Here is a 16,056-nt window from a genome sequence, read left to right as displayed (position 1 = left end):
CCTGATCTCCGCTCTCCGTCGCCGTGGCGAAACACCGCGTCGACGGTGGCGGAAATGGCACTCGGAGCGGTGGTTGCCGTCGTCGTGGCTACTGTCGGACTGTTCGCCTTCGGTCGCGTGCAGTGGCCGGCGTTCACGTCGTCCAATCTCACCCAGGCCGTCACCACCGTTCTGCAGGTCGTCACCCTCGCCGTGATCGGCGCCGCGGTCGTGATGTTTCGGGCCCGCCGATACGAGCGGCTCGCGAAACTTCTGTCGTGGGCCGGTCTGTCGGGTTTCGTCACCACGACGCTGGGGCTGCCGCTGGCGGCGACCACCTTGTATCTGCACGGGGTGTCGGTCGATCAGCAGTTCCGCACCGAATACCTGACCAGACTCACGGATTCGGCTGCACTGCACGACATGACGTACGTGGATCTGCCGCCGTACTACCCGGCCGGCTGGTTCTGGGCCGGTGGCCGCGTCGCGAATCTCCTGGGCATGGACGGCTGGGAAGCGTTCAAGCCGTACGCCATCGGGTCGTTGGCCGTCATGGCCGTCGTGGCATTGGTGTTGTGGACCAAGCTCGTTCGACGCGATTGGGCCGTGGTCGCTGCCACCGCAGTCACCGCCGTGGTGCTGGCGTACAACGCACCCGAGGCGTACGGCGCCGTGGTGAACCTGCTGATTGCGCCGGTGCTGATCCTCGCGTGGGGTGCGCTGAATCGGCCGGGAGCGTCTCGGTTCGCCGGTGCGGGTGCGATTCTCGGTACCGGCGTGTTCCTCGGATACGCCGCAACGGTGTACACCCTGTACTTGGCCTTCGCCGCCTTCGCGGTCACGTTGATGGCCGTCGCATCCGCCGGGCTGGCCGTACGTGCCCAGCACAGTTGGAAAGCCGTGTGGGGGCCGCTGATCCGGTTGGCGGCCGTCGCCGTCGTCGCCGGTCTGATCGCCCTGACGGTATGGGCGCCCTATCTGGTCAAGGCGCTCGCCGGCGCCACCGCCGAGTCGGGTACCGCCATGCATTACCTGCCGAAGTCCGGTGCGGTACTGCCTTTCCCGATGCTCGAGTTCTCCCTCGCCGGCGGGCTCTGCCTGCTCGGCACCATCTGGCTGGTCTCCCGCTTCCTGTACTCGCGCCGGGCCCAGGCACTCGGTATCGGCGTGATCGCGGTATATCTGTTCGCGCTGCTGTCCATGCTGGTGACCGTGGCGGGAACCACCCTGCTCGGGTTCCGCCTGGAGCCCGTCCTGATCGCCCTGCTTGCCGCCGCCGGTGTGTTCGGATTCTTCGAGTTCGCCGGGTGGATCGTGTTGGCCACCAGCGAAAATCCCCGCGTCAAAGCGGTGTTGCTCACGCTTGGAGTCATCGGGGCGATCGCCTTCGCCCAGAACATCCCGCAGGTTCTCGCCCCCGACATCGCTGTCGCGTACAGCGATACCGACGGCAACGGCGAGCGCGGCGACAAGCGTCCGCCTGGTGCCGAAGCGAACTACGCCGACGTAGATCGGATCATCGGTGAACAACTCGCACGACCGGCGAACGAGACAGTGGTCCTCACCGCGGACATCGGCTTTCTGAGCTTCTACCCGTACTACGGTTTCCAGGGTTTGACCTCGCACTACGCGAATCCGCTGGCCGACTTCCGCGCTCGCGCCGATCTCATCGCGAAGTGGTCGGAACTGACAACACCCGACGAGTTGGTCGCCGCACTGGACTCCGCACCGTGGCGGGCTCCGGATGTGTTCCTCTTCCGGCAGGGCGCCGAGGGATACACACTGCGGTTGGCCGAAGACGTGTACCCCAACGATCCGAACGTCCGCCGTTACACGGTTACCTTCCCGAAGGAACTGTTCGACGATCCCCGGTTCACCGTCACCGAGCAAGGACCCTTCGTGGTGATCACCCGTGCCTAGGACACGGCGCTTGGGAAATCCGTCTCGTCCATGCCACAGTCCGTCCGTCACACGACGCCGAGGAAGTAGCACGTCGCCAGGATTCGGATGAACCGAAGATGTATGTTGAAGCCGAGCACAGTGCATTGAGGGGAACACGTGAGCGATGGTTGCCCTGACAAGATCCTCGGTGCGCAGGTCCGACTCGCCCGAGAGCTTCGAAAGCTCAGCTTGCGCACGTTGGCCGGACTCCTCGGCGTCAGCCCGGCAACCCTCAGCCACGTGGAAAACGGCAAGACACGATTGTCTGCGGTACGGCTGAGCCGTATCGCGGATATCCTCGATTTCGAAGTACACGAAATACTGGAACTGGAAGCCTCGCCCCACGACCGAATGGATGCGTCGACCGAACTTCGACGGCACCCTCGACACGACGGCGTTGAGCTCGGCGAAACATCATTCGACTGGCGCGTGTACGAACCGCTGACCTTCGACCCGGTGTTGTCGGCGGCCCTGGGAGAGTTTCTCGACATCGGCTATCACGGCGCCAGTGTGCGAGGGATAGCCGCTCGCTGCGACATGTCGGTGTCGGGCATATACCACTACTACTCCAGCAAGCAGGAAATGCTACGAGCAGTTCTCGACTACGCCATGGGCGAATTGCTCCGACGATCGGAATGTGCACGGGCCGAAGGACAAGACTCCGTGGCACGATTTCTGCTGTTGGTGGAAAACCTGGTCCTGTTTCACACGCACCGCCGCGAACTGGGTTTCGTGGGTGCCGGCGAGATGCGAAGCCTGGACGCCGACAATCGTCGAGCTGTTGCCGACAAGCGGAACTTGCAGCAGCGCATGATCGACGAGGAGGTGGCCCGATCCGTTTCGGATGGTTTCTTCAGACCGGACTCGCCGTTGGACGCCTCGCGAGCTGTCGTGACGATGTGCACCGCGCTGCCCAGTTGGTGGCGCCCCGACGGGCCGCTGAGCCCGAGTCGGCTCGCCGACATGTACACCACCATCGCATTGGACGTCATGCGGTATCGGTCACCGGACCGGCCGGCGCCTACGCGGCCGGCGCTCGATCGTCCGTAAGCCGACGCTCGCGGCCGGTGGCCGGTCAGCCGACCAGGCCCGTTTCGTAGGCAAAAATCACTGCATGCACGCGGTTACGCAAGTCCAGTTTGGTGAGGATGTTGCCGACGTGGGTCTTGACCGTCACTTCCGATACCACCAACTCGGCCGCGATCTCGTGGTTGGACAGTCCGGTTGCCATCGCCAGCAACACTTCTCGCTCGCGCGGGGTCAGCTGATCGAGAAGACCTGGCGCTGCGCCGTCTCCCCTGCCCGGCAGGCGCGGCGCACACACCGACAAGAGGGAACGCGTCGCCCGCGGCGATACGACGGCGTCACCGTTCGCCACGGAACGGATCGCCCGCGCCAACTCGTCGACGACGACGTCCTTGAGGATGAAGCCGCTCGCGCCGGCCCGCAGCGCGGCGAACGCGTATTCGTCGAGGTCGAAGGTGGTCAGGATCAACACTCGCGCCGACGCATCGCGGGCCATGATCCGGCGGGTGGCCTCGATACCGTCGAGGCCCGGCATCCGGACGTCCATGAGGATCACGTCGGGGTTCAGTTCTTCCGCCAACCGAATCGCATCGGTTCCGTCCTGGGCTTCACCGGCGATGTCGATGCCGTCGGTCTCTTCCAGGATCATCCGGAACCCGGCCCGAATCAGCGCCTGGTCGTCGACCAGGAGCACACGAATATCACTCATCGGGAATCCTCTGCTCGGGTAGTGATCGGCAGGTGTGCACGAACTCGCCATCCGCCGAGCGAATCCGGTCCTACTTCGACGGTGCCGCCGTACACCGCTGCCCGTTCTCGCATCCCGATGACACCGTGACCGGTGGTGTCCGCGCTCGGATCCGCCGCTGCGGCCCCGTCGTCGTGCACGTCGACAGTCACCGCGTCGGCCGTGTACACGATGCCGACACCGACCACGGTGGAGCCGACGGAATGTTTGAGTATGTTGGTCAGCGCTTCCTGCACGATGCGGTACACCGCCAACTCCGCGCCCGGCGGCAACGCGTCGGGACTGCCGGTCACGGTGGCCTGGACTCCCCTTCCCGTTTCACGAACGCGATCGAACAGGGTCTCCAGCTGTGCCACTCCGGGCTGTGGGCTGCGCTCCCGCGTCGTGGTTTCGGTGCGCAACACCCCGAGTAGTCGGCGAATCTCGGTGAGGGTCTGCCTGCCGGTCTCCGCCACCTGACGCATAGCCCCGGCGGCCCGCTCCGGTTCACGCGCCTGCTTTCTCGCAGCGCCCTCCGACAACGTCACCATGACCAGCAGACTGTGCGCCACGATGTCATGCATTTCGCGGGCGATTCGGGTGCGTTCCTCGGCGGCAGCGATGACCGCTTGTTGATCACGCTCGCGTTCGAGCTGGTTTGCTCGCTCCACGAGCAGATCGAGGGAGTTTCGGCGATGCCGCACGTACACCCCCACCATGAGGGCGGCCACCACCGGACCTGTCAGCAGAATGAACATTTCGGTCCATTGCAGATCCCGTGGCCATCGAATCGACGCCAGAAGCGTTCCGAGTTCGATCGCCCCGGCCGCGAGCAGCGCCACCCGCATCGGATACCGACTTGCCACGGTATAGAGGTAGACCAACAGCGTGATGTCGGCTGCCAGTTCCAGGCCCACGGACCACTGGATCAGTGCCACTGCGGCCGCAAAGGCGAACGTGGTCAAGGGGAATCGTCGACGCCAGACCAGTGGCACCACCAGTAGCACGCTCAGTAGCAGGTAACCGATGAAACCTGATCCGGTATGCCGTGCGTGGTAGATGATCTGCGGCAGTGACCACAGACCCGCCACTACCGCGAGAGCTGTATCGGTTCTCGTAGGATGATGATCGATCAGGGCCTTCACCGTCAGGCAAGTGGATGCGAGTCGCCCGGGAGCGCCCTCTCGCGGGGTATCCGAGATCCACTCGCGCCACCGCAGACGCGCGCGCTGCACCACGGCCGACATCTCGATCACCCCTCACCGTCGCTCGGCGACACCACTTCTCAGAACCCACCGTCGAAGAATCCTACGAGGGCGGGTCCAGGATCTGCGGCAGTACCTGCGTTGGCCAGCGCTGTCACCCCGGTGAGAAGCATGAGCAGTACCGACAGGGCACAGAACACACCCAGCACTGTCCTGGCCCGCCGATCGGCCGAATCCGTGCGCACACGACGTCGCCACAACAATGCACTCGTACCGAGAAGTACGACAGTCGCGACGACGGCGATCACTGCCATCACCGCGTGGTACCACCCGAAATCAGTGGTCATCATGTCGATGACCGGCGTGATGTCACCGGCGGCGAGTTGCCTTCGTACGTCGACGAGGGTGCTGGCGAGGTCCCCCGCAGCGTCGTTCATCGGAAGTAGCGAGAGCAACGACGAGAACGGCGCCAGCGCTCCCTGGATGTTGGCCATCAGGACCAGGCCCGCGAACAATGCAATTGCGGTGATCGATACGCCGGAAACGAGTGGAACCAGGCGTCTGCCCTTACCCGCCCTGAGATACGTCTGCCACAACCGTATTCCCAGCGGCGTCACCACTGCCAACAGAAGGACTGCGATCACGGCTTTGGCGACGTGGAAACGAGACCAGTAGTGCACGGCGCTGTCCAGGCGCGGTGGCAGGTGGTTGCTACCCGCACTCCAGTATTCGACGAAGCCGTCGCCGAGGGCGCGGGTGAGATCACCGTTACCGAAGGTGTTGCCCGCCAGGATGCTCGGCGCGACGAAGAGCGCGATCAGGAGAATGCCCGCCAGTAGTGCGAGAGTGCGTTCGGAAAGACCTGCGGATCGGGGTCGGGACGTGGTGAGGTGCACGAGGATTCCTTCGTCGAGGGCGGGGATGTGCATGGCGCGTCATCCGGTCTTCCAACCGTAGAAAATTCGCTCTCTTGTACACATCGGGCGACGGACGGAACTTCTCACCCGGCTCGTCTACGTCTGCAGTCGTAGACTCTCCACCTCGAGGAGGACCTCGCGAACCGACCACGCGATTCGCCTCGCACCCCATCACGACCGAGAATTCGACCTTCGATCTCAGTCAACCCGAACCGGCTTGCCTGCTCGTAGCTACATCCTCGCGATGACCGGCGCGGAGGCCGCGGTGCCGAGTGTCGTCACCAGCGGCGAGGGCTGTGCGGAGGACCTGTTTTCCGGCGATTTCGGCGTGTCCGTTGTCGGGACGAGCAGGGAATCGATGGCGATGAACGCGTGATCGGCGAGTAGGTCCGTGGGCCTGGTCTGCTCGGCCGACATCATCATCGAGACCAGTCCAGCGCCGGAAACGATGCGGCCTTCGTCGAACGCAGCGGAATCGTCAACGAATGTGTGGGCCGGTTTCACCGGAAGTGCCCTGCCCCGAGCCGTCAACTTTGTTGCGCGAGACTCCAAATCGCCCCAGTTCAGCGGCGCTTTCTCCGGGTAGCACACCGACCGCCGGTACGGGCACTCAGCATCCCCTAAGTATCGCTGCGCCAGGATGATCATTGCGCCACCTCCGGCGCACTACTCCACCCGCTGTCAGCATCACCGGACCAACCGGACATTCTCGCGACAGCGGCGTGGCTGACCATCGAAGGGACAACATTCATGGCTACTCGTATCGGACGTCGCCTGATCACCACCGGCGCCATCGCCGGCATGTCGGCGCTGGCTCTGCTCGTCAATCCGGCTGTCGGCTCGGCCGCGATCACCGGTGGCGCGACCGTACACGCGAACGCCGGTCAGGGCACCATCACCACCGCCATCACCGGCCTGAACACCACCAAGGCATTCGTCAAGTGCGAGGGCACCGTGTACCGCGCCGACGCCTCCGTTCTGGATTCGACCACCAAGGTCGGCCAGAGCTACCTGATCGTGGGCGACACGATGACCGCCGGACAGATCCTGACCAACGCATCGGGCATCGGCACCTCGGCCGTTTTCCCGGCAGGCGAGTACCAGGTTCGCACCAAGTGCAAGGAAGACGGCGACACCGACTACCAGGACCCCATCGCATCGGTTCGGGTCACCGTCACCACCAACGGCGCGCCCTCCACCGGATCCAGCGATCCGGGCGCACTGCTGCAGAACCTCGTTCGCGGAGTGCTCGGAACCTTCGGTAGCTGAAGCTCCCACGGCCCGTGCAGCACCGATCGACTCGCCGGCCACGAGGTAGCCGGCCTGGGGCTGCAGTGAGTACGTGACGATGAAAAAAACGAGGAGCCCGGGATGGTGATCCCGGGCTCCTCGGCGTCTGCCCAGCCAGAATCGGTGCGGTTGCGTCTGACCTTCGACCGGCAAGCAACCGCCGGCCGAACATCCATCGGCGTGACGCGCATCGACGCTTCGTCAGCCGCCAGTCACACGAAATTACTCGAGACCGCATCGCCCCATTTTGGTATACCGTATCCATTTTGACATGGCGTTCACGTCCCGCCGTTCGAGTTTCGTCACGAGTCGAATCCGGCTCTCCCGATGATGCCGTGCCGAGTTCGCTTGCGCTCGTGCAGATAACCGGACTCGCCCTTGCAATACTCCGTGCCTAATTCCAGAAGACCGCAGGCGGAACGCACCCAGATCTTCGGTCGACATGAGTCTTGCACAGACCAAAATTTCGGTATACGGTATCCGGCATGAGATGCACATCACTTTGAATACGGATCTGTGACGGCCAAGACATGCATCGGTTCCGACGCGGAGGTGCCGAGCATCCGGCTCAGGCAATTCCCACGGCGCCGAGGACGACTCGTTCCGGTACAGATCTGACTGACGAAGTCGGTTGATCACACACTATCCGGAAAATTCTTCTACCTGATCGAGGTGTGCATACCGACAGACCCGGAGCTGGGCACCCGCGACGGTCGATCCTGCTCGAAGAAGCGTGGAATCCCTTTGACAGAACCGATTTTCGACTTCCGATGCTCGTGCGGACGATCCGCAGAGCGAAAACCACCACGGTCTCGAAGGTCGACTCGGTTGCGTCGGCGTCCCCGGACCGTCAGCGCCGCCACGACCGAGGCCGATCGCGTTCGCACAATGCTCGATCTCGAACCGTGAACTTGAATGGAGTAAGTGACATGCTGTTCGACAACAAGATCGGAATTTCCGATTCGGATGCCGCAGAAAACTTCCGCAATTGGGTTTCCGAGCGAATTCCCGAGGCCGAAGATCTGATTGTCGAGAAGTTCGCGAGACCGAAGGACAGCGGGTTCTCGAACATCACGATTTTGATCGAGATCGCATGGAAGCAAGACGGAATCGATCATTCGCAGTCGTTGGTGGCACGAGTAGAACCGGTAGGAGAGACCCTCTTTCAGCACTACGACGTCGAATTCCAGTTCAACGTCATGCAGAAGCTGGCTCAAACCGAGGTTCCGGTTCCCACGGTGCTGTGGAACGAGAAGAGTCCCGACGTACTCGGCGCACCGTTCTTCGTCATGGAGCACGTGCGAGGGGAAATCCCTTCCGACGATCCCAGCTTTGCGGCGCCGGGAAGCTGGGTGATGAGCCTCGAGCCCGCTCACCGCGCACTTCTGGTGGACAACGGGTTGAAGAGTCTGGCGGCTGTTCACCGAGTCGACTGGAAGGAACTCGGCCTGGATTTTGTCGCGCGTACGGGCGACGGAGACTCCGCAGCCGCTCGAGAACTCGATCATTACGAGAACTTCTATTCCTGGGCGGTAGGGATCGACAACTGCGAAGTGATCGACGCTGCGATCGCCTGGGCCACAGACAACCTGCCGGTAAACGAAGAAGTCGGACTTTCCTGGGGCGACAGTCGAATCGGTAACATGATCTTCGACGAATCCTTCCGCGTCGTCTCCGTCATCGACTGGGAAGGCGCAACGCTCGCCGCACCGGAGAAAGACCTGGGTCACTGGCTCCATCTCTCACGCGCCTTCACCGAAGAGTTCGGATTCGACCTCCCCGAAGGATTTCCATCTCGCGAAGAAGTCGTCAGCCGATATGAAGAACTGACCGGTCGACCAACCGAGAACGTTCATTTCTACGAAGTGATGTCCGGAATACACGGCGCCGTACAGGCGAACCGTGCACTACGCCTGATGATGAAGGCCGACATCATTCCGAACGACCCGAATTCCTTGCGCAACAATCCTTTCACGCGAGCTTTGGCGAAACTCATCGGTCACGAACTGTCCGAGAGCGGCGGGCTTGCCACGATCAGCGGCTCGCCGTCGCGTTGACGACGACCGCAATTTTTTCCAGTACCGACATCTTGGTAACTGACGTCCAATTCAAGAGAAAGAGCCTCGTGACATGGAATACCGGAAACTGGGAACAACTGGGCTGGACATCTCGCCACTTGCACTTGGATGCATGAGCTTCGGCGAACCTGACCGCGGGTACCCGGAGTGGACGATTCCCGAAGAGGACAGTCTGGGGATCATTCGAACCGCTGTCGATGCGGGAATCAACTTCTTCGACACGGCGAACTCGTACTCGCAGGGTAGAAGCGAGGAGATTATCGGAAAAGCCCTCGGCAACTTGATCCATCGGGACAATCTGGTGATCGCCACCAAAGTGCTGCATCCGATGCGTTCGGGCCCGAACGGGCACGGTTTGTCGCGCAAGGCTATTTTCACCGAGGTGGACAACAGCCTCCGACGGCTGCGCACCGACTACATCGATCTGTACCAAATTCATCGCCTCGATCACTCGACTCCCTTGGAAGAAACGCTCGAAGCGCTGCACGACGTGGTGAAGTCAGGGCGAGTTCGTTACCTGGGTGCTTCCTCGATGCACGCATGGGAGTTCGCCAAGGCGCTCCATATCCAGGAGCGACACGGTTGGGCACGATTTGTCTCGATGCAAGATCACTACAACCTCCTCAATCGCGAAGAGGAGCGCGAGATGATTCCACTTTGCCTCGACGAAGGCGTGGGAACCATCGTCTGGAGTCCGCTCGCCCGTGGACGGCTCGCCCGCGAGTTCCAGGACAAGTCGACGAACCGATCGACCGCCGATCAATTTGCCGACCTCTTCTACTCGAAGCGGAACATCGAGAGCGACAAGGAAATCATTCGAGTCGTCGGAGAGATCGCGCAAGATCGAGGGGCGACACGCGCTCAGATCGCACTGGCCTGGCTGCTGGCGCAGCCCGTGGTGTCTGCACCGATCGTGGGAAGCTCGCGCGCTGCACAGGTTTCCGATGCGATCGGCGCTCTGGACATCCGACTCTCCCCCGAAGAAGTTGCCCGACTTTCGGCGCCGTACACCCCGCGTGCGGCAAATCAGGGCGGTCTGACGGACGCCGAGATCGAAGAAATGACCGAAGCTGCCGGAATGGTGCCACAGTCCGCCTGAGTGCACACGTCACGACCCGGCCCGAACAAACCGACGAATACAGGTGCAACAGTCATGAAGTTAGATCCCGTTCGCATAGTCGTCACCGGCCACGACGACAAGGGCAGGTCGGGCGTCAGCAGTGATCGGATGATCGCCGCGGGCGACAAACCGTCCGCGGGAACGTATGTCCACTTCCTCTGGGGAACCGATACACCGCCCGAGTTTCCCGACGACGGGTCACGATCGGAATTGTCGTCCGCGTTTCCACCGATCGGTGGCATTCGTTTCGTCGAGACGGTGATCTTGCCGGACGAGGAGACCGAATACACCGACGGTGGGATCGACGGAATACAGTTCCCGGACGGTCTGGCCCCAGGTATGCATGCCACTGCGTCGGTCGATTGCTGCGTCGTCATCGACGGCGAAGTGTGCGTGGAGTTCTCCGACGGAACGGTGGTGGTGCTCCGACGCGGCGACGGCCTGGTACAGAACGGAACTGCCCACAGGTGGTTCAATCGGACGCGCCACCCTGCTCGTCTCGCGGTCTTCGTCGTCGGCGCAGTGCACAACGCACTACCGCACTGAGCGATCGAGCACTCGGATCCATTCGAGTACCGATCGAGCGAAACGACGATCACGAACACCACGGCGGGCCCGAGTCTCGACACAGACTCGGGCCCGCCCCCCGTCCGGGCCCGAGTCTCTACACGTCCGCCGAGGTCAACTTGCTTCGAGCTTGCGCACGTTCACGTTTGGCCACCGTCGTCAATGCGAGGATCGTGACGATTGCACCTACGTTCGCCGCGATCATGACCCCGATCGAAAGGCCGACGTTTCCTCCCGACGCATCTTGAACCCACCCAACCATGTAGGGGCTGATGAAGCCTGCCGTGGCACCCACCGAGTTGATCACCGCGATTCCAGTTGCAGCACCGGCTCCGGCCAGGAACGATGTGGGTAGAGACCAAAACAGCGACTTCGCCGTCATGGTGGCCATCGTCGCGACCACCACGGCCAGAAAAGCGAAAATCGGAACCGAATTCAACGTGACAGCGGTGATCAGGAACGCCACCGCGGATATCCCGACTCCGACCAACACCGGCGCTGTCGACGTCACACTCTTGACCCGTTTACCGGTGACATAGAGGGCGATCGCACCGAGCACGAACGGCAGAGCGGTGAACCAACCGATCTGGGTGCTCGACAGTCCGCTCGCAACACCTCTGATCGCCGACGGCATCCAGTACGACAGCGGGTACGTTCCGCAAAGGATGCAGAAATACGCGAACGACAGAATCAGGACCTTCTTGTCCTTGAAGACCGCCCGATGCCCCGAGGGCGCTGTAACAGCTCGCTCGCTTTCTTCTGCGTGCAGTGTCGTTTCCAGCCACCGCTTCTGCTCTGCTGAGAGCCACTTCGCATCAGAAGGCTTGTCCGACAAGAGAATGTACAGAAGAGCACCGAACGGGAAAGTGATCAGACCGCCGACCAGGAAAATCCAACGCCACCCTTCGAGGCCGAACGCCCCGTCGAGGACGTCCATGAGCCATCCGTTGAACAGACCGCCGAAGGCAGTCGCAATGGGGACGGCCATCATGACGATCGCAATTATCTTGGGCCGTTGCCGATTGGGGAACCAATGCGCAATATAGAGCAGAATTCCCGGTAACAGGCCGGCCTCCGCGATTCCCAGCAAGAATCTCAGGACGTACAGACTTGGCATGTTCCACGCGAACGCCATGATCACGAGGACGATGCCCCAGGAGACGATAATTCGGGTAAGCCAGAAGCGCGCTCCGAATTTCAACATCGCCATATTGCTCGGCACTTCGACGAAGATGTACCCGACGTAGAAGATGCCGGCGGCCAAACCGTATTGAGCTGCGGTCATTCCGAATGTCTGTTCCAGACCGAAGGCCGCGAATCCGATGTTGATCCGATCCACGTAACAGATGAACCAGACGATGACCAGGATGGGCACGAGGCGTCGACTGACTGTTCTCATCGTCGATACTTCGAGCTCGGAGGGACTGGCATTGACTGCCGTCATGAAGAACTCCCGTCGCTTATGGATGGGTGATCGACCCCTACTCTGCCCTGGATTCGAGCGTAATCGTCCATGCATCGGCCGGCTTGCTGCCGCCAGGACGTCGAGTGTGATGATCACCTGATGCGGTTACCGCTTGTTCATAAGCGGTGCACTGGGTTCAGGTGTCTGAATCCCTAAACCGTTATTAGAAGCGTACACCTACACGCTATTAGCGTGCAAGATAGATCACACTGGATCTTTGCTGTCGTGCAGAGCACCGACATCCTCGGCCCAGAGCCTGGCATGGCTCATTCTCCCGATCAGAGCTGAATTGACTTCGTCTCCAAGAACTCGTCCAGGCCGGACCGTCCGAGCTCCCGCCCGAGTCCGGACTTCTTGAAACCGCCGAACGGCGCCAGAGGATTGTGCGCAGCGCCGTTGACGTCGATCTGCCCGCTGCGAATCTGTCGAGCGAAAGCCAGAGCACGGCCCTGATCACCCGACCACACGGCACCATGCAACCCGTACGGCGAATTATTGGCGATTTCAAGCGCTTCGGCTTCGTCCCGGTACGGGATGACCGAGAGCACCGGCCCGAAGATCTCGTCCTGCGCGATGGCTGACGCCGGATCGACATTACCGAAGACGGTGGCGGGAACGTAGTATCCCCGGTCCATTCCAGTTCCGGCCGAGACGCCACCGACAACCAGACGTGCACCATCGAGAACGCCTCGACGCATGTAGTCGAGTACTCGTCGACGTTGGTCGGCGGAGACCAATGGGCCAAGTTTCGTCGACGGGTCCATGGGATCGCCCGGAGTGAACTTCACTGCCGCCGCGCCCGCGATCTCCAACGCCTCCTCATGCCGCCGCGCCGGTACGAGAAGCCGGGTCCACGCCGTACACGTCTGCCCACCATTCAAGAAGGCGTTGGACACTCCCACCTTCACCGCGGTCGTTAGATCCGCATCCGGTAGAACGACGTTGGCGGACTTACCACCGAGCTCGAGCGTCATCCGCTTGATCTGTGCGGCCGCCACCGACGCGACATGCCCACCGGCTCCGACCGACCCGGTGAAAGACACCAGGTCGACATCGGGGTGCCCGACAAGGGCTTCACCGACGGTTGGTCCGCGACCGTGGATCAGATTGACCACACCGGGTGGCAGTCCCACCTCGTCGAGGACCTCGAACAAGAGGTCGGCGACCATCGGGGCAACCTCACTCGGCTTGAGGATCACGGTGCATCCCGCTGCGAGAGCCGGTGCCAGCTTCGCGGCGATCTGATGCAGTGGATAGTTCCACGGCGTGATCGCCGCGACGACGCCGACCGGCTCACGTACGATCAGAGAGTTCGCGATGCGCTCTTCCCCTTCGTCTTCCCCCAGAAGGTCGACGTATGTTCGTATGTCGGTCAACGGCAGCGTCGCCTGGATCCGGCTCGCGATTCGAATCGGGGTTCCGACGTCAGCGACGATTGTCGCCGCAATATCGTCTTGCCGACGCTCGAGACCGTCCAGAATGCGCTGCAGGAATTCGCGCCGTTCACCGCGTGTGGTCGAGGACCAGGCCGGAAAGGCCGAGCGTGCGGCTCGAACTGCCTGATCGACATCGTCTTTCGTACATTCCGGCACGGCGCCGATCGGCTGTTCGGTCGCCGGATTGAATACCGTGATCGCCTCACGCTCGCAATCGACCCAAGTACCCGACAGATATATACGCATGTGTGACATCGTCATTTTCCGTTTCGATGAGTGAATCGGCGATCCCAGTCGCCGACGAACGTGTAGTTCAGGAATTGAGAAAAAGTGGTGAACGACGATCGACGAGAGCGGTGAGCGCCTCGTCGTGATCTGCCGTCGTATGGGCGAGGGCCTGCATGGCGGCAGCCAGCTCGAGCAGACTGTCCAGCTCTTGCCTGGCACCCTCACGTAGAAGCCTCTTGCCCATGCGAAGAGCGTGAGAGGGATTGCTCGAGATGCGGTTTGCCAGTTCCATCGCCCGCGGTAGCAACTCGTCCGGCGCGACCACAGCGGACACCAGCCCCCATTCCAGGGCGGTGTCGGCATCCACGGCGTCGCCGGTGAACACCATCTCGGCGGCCCTGGCATGACCGATGATTCTGGGGAGGAACCATCCACCGCCGCTCCCGGGAATGAGACCGAGTTTGGCGAAGTTCATCGCGAACTTCGCCGCCGACGACGCGATCCGCATGTCACACATCAGGGACAGGTCGCAACCGGCTCCGAACGCATGCCCGTTGACGGCTGCGATCGTGGGAACCTCACAGTTGTACAGTGCTTTGGAGATCAGCTGGATCCGGTGTCGATAGCCTTCCCGCTTCTCGTTCGGCGTACCGGCGAAGAGCCCCTGCCGCTGCCGCATGTGCGCGAGATTACCACCAGATGAGAACGACTTACCGGATCCGGTGAGAATGACAGCACGAATATCATTGTTGCCGTTAACATCCGAGATCGACTCGAGGATCGCGTCGATCATTGCGAAATCCGATATGGCGTTACGGGTATCGGGCTGGTTCAGCGTCCAGAGCTCGATGTGGTCGATCGTCTCACGACGTAGGTATCCGTTGCTCATCGTCCACCGTCCGATCCGGCAGTGACAGGAAGCCACGATCGCCCGGTCTGTTCCCCCAACAGCGGGGCGGAGTCACCTGTCTCGACCGGGGAGGCAGAGAAGTCCATCGGGAATCTCACTCTGATGTAGTCGCCTTCGGTGGGGTGCGTGACTTCTTTCAGAATGCCGCGCGAGCGTGCGTATTCCGACGAACCGAGATCGTCGAGATCCACGACTTCCTGAAACGGAATGTCGGCACTCGTGCAGAGTTCACGCCACTGCGCCACGGTGCGGGTCGGTGCGATTTCACACAAGAACGACTGCAATTGCGCCACGTTCACATGCCGTGTCGAATTCGAGTCGAACCTGTTGTCGGACAACAGATCTTTTCGATCGACGAGACCGAAGAAGTCTTTCCAGTTCCGGTCGGAGTACGGCATCAGGCACACCCACCCGTCGCGCGCCCGGTGCGGGCGCCGTTCGGGAACCAATGTCCGGTTCCAGCCCACCGGATCGGTCGAGGGAACGAAAGTCTTTCCCGAGAGGTGTTCGACGAGGTTGAATGAGATCATCGCGTCGATCATCGGAACATCGACCCATTGCCCCACCCCGGTGCGTTCCCGGTGCACCAAGGCCGCAAGTACGCCCTGTGCCATCATCAGTCCACACACCTTGTCCGCCACGACGTACGGCGCGTAGCGAGGTTCACCCTCGACACGTCGATAGAGATCGCAGATCCCTGATGCCGCTTGGACGATGTCGTCGTATGCCGGTTGGTCGGCCATCGTCGACGTGGAACTGTACGCCTGACCGGTACACAGGATCACGCCCGGGTTGATGCGCTCCAACTGCTCATAAGAGACTCCCAGGCGCTCCCGGGACTTCGGGCGTAGATTCGTGACGAGAACGTCGCAACCCCTGATCAGTTCTTCGAAGTACTCGCGATCAGGTTCGGTCTTGGTGTCGAGGACGACACTGGATTTGTTCCGTTGGAGGTTCAGCGTCAATGCGCTCATCCCCTTGTTTCGCGCCGGACCCAGGTTGCGCCCGACGTCCCCGTCCGAGGTTTCGATCTTGATGACGTCCGCGCCCAGATCACCGAGAACGGACGCCGCGTAGGGCCCCATGATGACCGACGCGATCTCGATGACTTTGATTCCGACCAGTGGACCTGACTTGGTTGACATAGCTACGTTTCGCTCCGTTCGG

General features: G+C 61.7%; 14 protein-coding genes. 6 read left to right on the top strand and 8 right to left on the bottom strand.

Translation table 11 applies throughout. From position 1 onward, the window contains the following. The first annotated feature begins 54 nt into the window (after nucleotides 1-54). Both ABH922_RS24560 and ABH922_RS24555 read left to right on the top strand, forming a co-directional pair. Entirely contained in the window at nucleotides 55-1,899 is a 1,845-nt protein-coding gene (locus ABH922_RS24560) for a galactan 5-O-arabinofuranosyltransferase (protein ID WP_424809774.1), read from the top strand. Nucleotides 1,900-2,037: 138 nt separating this feature from the next. Further along, on the top strand, nucleotides 2,038-2,970 hold the full coding sequence (locus tag ABH922_RS24555) for a helix-turn-helix domain-containing protein (RefSeq protein ID WP_424809416.1): 933 nt from the start codon (nucleotides 2,038-2,040) through the stop codon (nucleotides 2,968-2,970). A 25-nt stretch (nucleotides 2,971-2,995) separates the two neighbouring features. Here the strand turns inward: ABH922_RS24555 and ABH922_RS24550 are convergent, their stop codons facing one another. The 4 genes from ABH922_RS24550 to ABH922_RS24535 form a co-directional block, all read right to left on the bottom strand. Then, entirely contained in the window at nucleotides 2,996-3,655 is a 660-nt protein-coding gene (locus tag ABH922_RS24550; protein WP_424809415.1) for a response regulator, read from the bottom strand. Beyond that, complete coding sequence (locus tag ABH922_RS24545; protein WP_424809773.1) at nucleotides 3,652-4,920, bottom strand: sensor histidine kinase; 1,269 nt, start codon at nucleotides 4,918-4,920, stop codon at nucleotides 3,652-3,654. Before ABH922_RS24545 ends, ABH922_RS24550 begins: the two co-directional genes overlap by 4 nt. Nucleotides 4,921-4,958: 38 nt before the next feature. Continuing rightward, nucleotides 4,959-5,807 (bottom strand): hypothetical protein, encoded by an 849-nt coding sequence (locus tag ABH922_RS24540; protein ID WP_424809414.1) that lies wholly within the window; start codon nucleotides 5,805-5,807, stop codon nucleotides 4,959-4,961. Between the two features lie 219 nt (nucleotides 5,808-6,026). Continuing rightward, nucleotides 6,027-6,299: a hypothetical protein gene (locus tag ABH922_RS24535; RefSeq protein ID WP_424809413.1), complete on the bottom strand. Its 273-nt coding sequence runs from the start codon at nucleotides 6,297-6,299 to the stop codon at nucleotides 6,027-6,029. Between the two features lie 246 nt (nucleotides 6,300-6,545). On the opposite strand from ABH922_RS24535, the gene ABH922_RS24530 reads away from it, so the two are divergent. The 4 genes from ABH922_RS24530 to ABH922_RS24515 all read left to right on the top strand — a co-directional run bounded on the left by ABH922_RS24530 (nucleotide 6,546) and on the right by ABH922_RS24515 (nucleotide 10,829). Further along, nucleotides 6,546-7,064, top strand: coding sequence for a hypothetical protein (locus ABH922_RS24530; RefSeq protein WP_424809412.1), 519 nt, complete (start codon nucleotides 6,546-6,548; stop codon nucleotides 7,062-7,064). Between the two features lie 950 nt (nucleotides 7,065-8,014). Next, a complete protein-coding gene (locus ABH922_RS24525) occupies nucleotides 8,015-9,142 on the top strand; it encodes a phosphotransferase family protein (RefSeq protein ID WP_424809411.1) in 1,128 nt (375 codons plus the stop codon). A 73-nt stretch (nucleotides 9,143-9,215) separates the two neighbouring features. Next, nucleotides 9,216-10,262, top strand: a complete 1,047-nt coding sequence (locus ABH922_RS24520; protein WP_424809410.1) for an aldo/keto reductase — start codon at nucleotides 9,216-9,218, stop codon at nucleotides 10,260-10,262. Nucleotides 10,263-10,316: 54 nt separating this feature from the next. Then, nucleotides 10,317-10,829 carry a cupin domain-containing protein gene (locus ABH922_RS24515; protein ID WP_424809409.1) on the top strand — a complete coding sequence of 171 codons (513 nt, stop codon included), beginning with the start codon at nucleotides 10,317-10,319 and terminating at the stop codon, nucleotides 10,827-10,829. 118 nt (nucleotides 10,830-10,947) lie between these two features. Here the strand turns inward: ABH922_RS24515 and ABH922_RS24510 are convergent, their stop codons facing one another. The 4 genes from ABH922_RS24510 to ABH922_RS24495 form a co-directional block, all read right to left on the bottom strand. Beyond that, nucleotides 10,948-12,294, bottom strand: a complete 1,347-nt coding sequence (locus ABH922_RS24510; protein ID WP_424809408.1) for an MFS transporter — start codon at nucleotides 12,292-12,294, stop codon at nucleotides 10,948-10,950. Nucleotides 12,295-12,593: 299 nt separating this feature from the next. After that, nucleotides 12,594-13,997 carry an aldehyde dehydrogenase family protein gene (locus ABH922_RS24505; RefSeq protein WP_424809407.1) on the bottom strand — a complete coding sequence of 468 codons (1,404 nt, stop codon included), beginning with the start codon at nucleotides 13,995-13,997 and terminating at the stop codon, nucleotides 12,594-12,596. 67 nt (nucleotides 13,998-14,064) lie between these two features. Further along, a complete protein-coding gene (locus tag ABH922_RS24500) occupies nucleotides 14,065-14,868 on the bottom strand; it encodes a crotonase/enoyl-CoA hydratase family protein (protein ID WP_424809406.1) in 804 nt (267 codons plus the stop codon). Further along, nucleotides 14,865-16,034 (bottom strand): CaiB/BaiF CoA transferase family protein, encoded by a 1,170-nt coding sequence (locus ABH922_RS24495; RefSeq protein WP_424809405.1) that lies wholly within the window; start codon nucleotides 16,032-16,034, stop codon nucleotides 14,865-14,867. The genes ABH922_RS24500 and ABH922_RS24495 overlap by 4 nt, the downstream gene beginning before the upstream one ends. Nucleotides 16,035-16,056: the final 22 nt, after the last annotated feature.

The sequence above is a fragment of the Rhodococcus sp. 27YEA15 genome, assembly GCF_049739425.1.
Classification (GTDB): Bacteria; Actinomycetota; Actinomycetes; order Mycobacteriales; family Mycobacteriaceae; genus Rhodococcus_F.
Note: the sequence above shows the minus strand (reverse complement) of the source record. Positions and strands in the feature narration are given on the sequence as shown.

Bases quoted from the DNA above. Each gene is read 5' to 3' on its own strand.
- ABH922_RS24545 (WP_424809773.1), bottom strand. From the start codon at position 4,920: ATGTCGGCCGTGGTGCAGCGCGCGCGTCTGCGGTGGCGCGAGTGGATC.
- ABH922_RS24515 (WP_424809409.1), top strand. From the start codon at position 10,317: ATGAAGTTAGATCCCGTTCGCATAGTCGTCACCGGCCACGACGACAAG.
- ABH922_RS24540 (WP_424809414.1), bottom strand. From the start codon at position 5,807: ATGCACATCCCCGCCCTCGACGAAGGAATCCTCGTGCACCTCACCACG.
- ABH922_RS24520 (WP_424809410.1), top strand. From the start codon at position 9,216: ATGGAATACCGGAAACTGGGAACAACTGGGCTGGACATCTCGCCACTT.
- ABH922_RS24500 (WP_424809406.1), bottom strand. From the start codon at position 14,868: ATGAGCAACGGATACCTACGTCGTGAGACGATCGACCACATCGAGCTC.
- ABH922_RS24525 (WP_424809411.1), top strand. From the start codon at position 8,015: ATGCTGTTCGACAACAAGATCGGAATTTCCGATTCGGATGCCGCAGAA.
- ABH922_RS24510 (WP_424809408.1), bottom strand. From the start codon at position 12,294: ATGACGGCAGTCAATGCCAGTCCCTCCGAGCTCGAAGTATCGACGATG.
- ABH922_RS24530 (WP_424809412.1), top strand. From the start codon at position 6,546: ATGGCTACTCGTATCGGACGTCGCCTGATCACCACCGGCGCCATCGCC.
- ABH922_RS24550 (WP_424809415.1), bottom strand. From the start codon at position 3,655: ATGAGTGATATTCGTGTGCTCCTGGTCGACGACCAGGCGCTGATTCGG.
- ABH922_RS24560 (WP_424809774.1), top strand. From the start codon at position 55: ATGGCACTCGGAGCGGTGGTTGCCGTCGTCGTGGCTACTGTCGGACTG.
- ABH922_RS24495 (WP_424809405.1), bottom strand. From the start codon at position 16,034: ATGTCAACCAAGTCAGGTCCACTGGTCGGAATCAAAGTCATCGAGATC.
- ABH922_RS24505 (WP_424809407.1), bottom strand. From the start codon at position 13,997: ATGCGTATATATCTGTCGGGTACTTGGGTCGATTGCGAGCGTGAGGCG.